At 74.5% G+C, this 2,462-nt stretch carries 2 protein-coding genes; one reads left to right on the top strand and one right to left on the bottom strand.

Annotated elements, in window-relative coordinates; all coding sequences use genetic code 11:
• Window positions 1-144 precede the first annotated feature (144 nt).
• Window positions 145-1,116 carry an aldo/keto reductase gene (locus tag PROKR_RS29695; protein WP_036971393.1) on the bottom strand — a complete coding sequence of 324 codons (972 nt, stop codon included), beginning with the start codon at window positions 1,114-1,116 and terminating at the stop codon, window positions 145-147.
• 295 nt (window positions 1,117-1,411) lie between these two features.
• Between PROKR_RS29695 and PROKR_RS29700 the strand changes: the two genes are divergently transcribed.
• Window positions 1,412-2,449, top strand: a complete 1,038-nt coding sequence (locus PROKR_RS29700; RefSeq protein WP_036971527.1) for a hypothetical protein — start codon at window positions 1,412-1,414, stop codon at window positions 2,447-2,449.
• The last annotated feature ends 13 nt before the right edge of the window (window positions 2,450-2,462 follow it).

Here is a 2,462-nt window from a genome sequence, read left to right on the forward strand (position 1 = left end):
CGGGCGGGTCCGGACGGGCGGGTCCGGACGGGCGGGTCCGGACGGGCGGGTCCGGTCGGGATCGTCCAGCCGGGCTCAGCCCGGCAGAGTCGTCAGGCAGAGTCGTCAGGCCAGGCCGTCAGGCCAGGCAGTCAGGCCAGGCCGTCAGGCCGGGAAGATCTCGTCGAGCTCCGCGAGGTCCTCCGCCGTCGGCGTCCAGGTCCAGGCCCGGGCGTTCCCGCGGACCTGCTCGGGCCGGGTCGCCCCGGCGATCACCGACGACACCTCAGGCCGGGTCAGCAACCACGAGAACGCGACGTCCGTCTCGGTGACGCCGCGCTCGCGGCAGAAGGTGCCGAACCGGTCCAGGGCCGCCCATGGCGCCGTGTCCAGGAGCTGCTGCTTGGTCGTGACCAGGCGGGAGCCGTCGGGTCGGGCACCGCCCGTGTACTTTCCGGTGAGCAGGCCGTTCTCCAGCGGGTGGTACGGCAGCACGCCGATGCCGTACTCCCGCGCCGCGGGCAGCACCTCACGCTCCAGGCCGCGGGCCAGCAGCGAGTACTTGTTCTGCGCGGAGACGAACCGGGTCCCGCCCGTGCCGCCCGTCCCGCGAGCCACGTGCTCGGCGTCCGCCACCTGCCAGCCGCGGAAGTTGGAGTGGCCCACGTAGCGGACCTTGCCTGCGCGGACCAGGTCGTCGAGCGCGGCGAGCGTCTCGTCGAGCGGGGTCGCCGGGTCGGGGGCGTGCAGCTGGTAGAGGTCGATCCAGTCGGTGCCGAGCCGGCGCAGCGACGCCTCGGCCGCCCGCACGATGTACCGGCGCGACCCGCGAGCGCCGAAGTCCTGGCCGTTCGCGCCGTGCAGGTCGAGCCCGAACTTGGTCGCGATCAGCATGTCGTCGCGCCGGCCCCGGAGCGCGGCGCCGAGCAGTTCCTCGGACAGCCCGGGACGCGCGCCGTAGGCGTCCGCGGTGTCGAAGAAGGTCACCCCGGCGTCGATGGCGGCGTCGATCAGGGCGGTGGCGCCCTCCGCGGTCTCGGTGACGGTGCCGGTGCGGCCGAGGTTGTTGCACCCCAGGCCGACGACGGGAACGGACAGGCCGGAGCGCCCGAGGCGGCGCAGGGGGAGGTCGGACATGGTCGCACCCTACGGTGTCCGGACTGCGGGGCCGGGACCGCCGTACCCTGGACCGGTGAGCACAGTCCTCGACGGGCCGACCGCGCCCCGCGGGCGCGGCACCGTCCCGTACCCGGCCGAGGTGGCTCGCCACCCGCTCGCACAGGACGAGCCGGGTGCGCCGCCGGACGAGCCGGACGCTGGTCTGGACGCTGGTCTGGACGCTGGTCTGGACGCCGAGCCGAATGCTGGTCCGAATGCTGGTCCAGACGCCGGCCCGGTGTCCGCTGTGGACACCGCTCGGGACCAGGCAGTCCTGCCGCCCGACGAGTGGCTGGCCCTCGCGACCGCGCACGCCGAGCGCGCCGACGCGCTCACGGCGGTATGGCGCGCAGCGCGCGCGGAGGGCCGCAAGCACGCGATCGAGGATTTCCTCTTCACCTACTACCCGACGCGGATCGCGCACCTGCGCCGCTGGCATCCGGGCGCAGGCGTCGCGCTGCTGCTGCCACGCACCGGCGTGACAAGCCCGGCCGACGGCGGGAGCTCGAACGGCAGCGGCGCGAACAACGGCGCCCCCGACCCGGACGACCGCACGACCTTGCGCTGGCACCGGACGACACGGCTCGACGGCGCTGCCCACGGCGGCGCCAACTACGACGGCGCCGCCCACGACGGCGCCAACTACGACGGCGCTGCCCAGGACGGCGCTGGCCAAGACGTCGTCGACCTGGACGCCGCAGCATTCCTGGCCGACCGGGGCGACACCGTGCGGTACGTCCGCGACCTGCTCGCGGCGACGTCGTCGCGCCCAGGGACGTTCGGCTGCTTCGGGCTCCACGAGTGGGCGATGGTCTACCGCGACCGGGAGGCGGGCCGGGACCAGCGACACCCACTGCCGCTCCGGCTCGGGCACGCGGGCACCGACGCCGTGGTCGAGGCCAACCCCGTGCGCTGCTCGCACTTCGACGCGTTCCGGTTCTTCACGCCGGAGGCGACGCCGCGCAACCAGCTCCAGCCGACCCGTGCCGCGCAGGTCGGCATGGAGCAGCCGGGCTGTCTGCACGCCAACATGGACCTCTACAAGTGGTGCCTCAAGCTCGGTCCGGCCGTGCCCGGGGACCTGCTGCTCGACGCGTTCGAGCTGGCCCGGGACATCCGGTGGACCGACATGGCGGCGTCCCCCTACGACGTCTCCGGGTACGGCGTCCCGGCCGTGCAGATCGAGACGCCGCAGGGCAAGGCCGAGTACGTGCGGCGACAGCGCGAGTTCGCGCAGCGGTCCGGTGAGCTCCGGCTCCGGCTGCTCCGGGCCTGCGACGCGGTGCTCGACGCGGCACCCGCCGAGTCGTAGCCGGCCGGTGCCG

Origin of the sequence: Promicromonospora kroppenstedtii DSM 19349 (genome assembly GCF_000515355.1) — a bacterium.
Classification (GTDB): domain Bacteria; phylum Actinomycetota; class Actinomycetes; order Actinomycetales; family Cellulomonadaceae; genus Promicromonospora; species Promicromonospora kroppenstedtii.